This window comes from Marinobacter confluentis (genome assembly GCF_004785685.1).
Taxonomy (GTDB): Bacteria; Pseudomonadota; Gammaproteobacteria; order Pseudomonadales; family Oleiphilaceae; genus Marinobacter; species Marinobacter confluentis.
This window is the reverse complement of record NZ_SRPF01000014.1, coordinates 1-687: the sequence shown is the minus strand read 5'-3', so window position 1 is coordinate 687 and position 687 is coordinate 1. Positions and strand designations below refer to the sequence as shown.

Sequence of the window (687 nt, the reverse complement as noted above, 5' to 3'; positions counted from 1 at the left end):
CTCGGGGCCGGGAGGTTCAGATCAACCTCTATGGCCAGGATCTCCCGGTTAAAGTCGTCCACCACGTTAAACGTCCGGAAGCGGCGACCACAGAACAGGCTGTCACTCATAAAATCCATCGACCAGCAGAGATTAGCGGTTGCTGGCACGGTCAAGGGCTCCGGGTTTCTTGTTGGAAGCCGCTTCTTGCCCCTTCGACGCATATTCAGGTTGAGCGCACAATACAGTCGGTGCACCCGTTTGTGGTTCCAGCCATGACCCCATCGCCTCAATACCTTGAACAGTTTGCTGAATCCGTAAGCTGGGTAACGTTCAGCAGCGCTCTGAAGCGCTGCAATCACGGGTGTATCTCTCGACGTATCTGGCCGATAGCGATACACAGAGTCACTGATGCCAGCGATCCGGCAGGCTCGGCGGGTGCTGATGCCATGAGCCTGCTTGAGGTAATCCACCAGTTCTCGTCGAACGGCTGGCCTTACAGCTTTTTTTCGATGACGTCCTTTAGCAGCTTATGGTCCAGGCTCAGCTCAGCGTACATCTGCTTCAGACGACGGTTTTCCTCTTCAAGCTCCTTGAGCCGCTTCACATCAGAGGCTTCCATACCGCCGTATTTGGACTTCCAGTTGTAGTAGGTCGCATCGGAGATGCCGTACTCCCGGCATACCTCCTTGACCAGTCTGCCGCCTT

Annotated in this window: 1 pseudogene; it reads right to left on the bottom strand. The window is 55.3% G+C overall.

The window, feature by feature from the left end:
* Positions 1-687 (bottom strand): annotated as a pseudogene (locus tag E5Q11_RS17330) (IS3 family transposase); the annotation flags it as partial.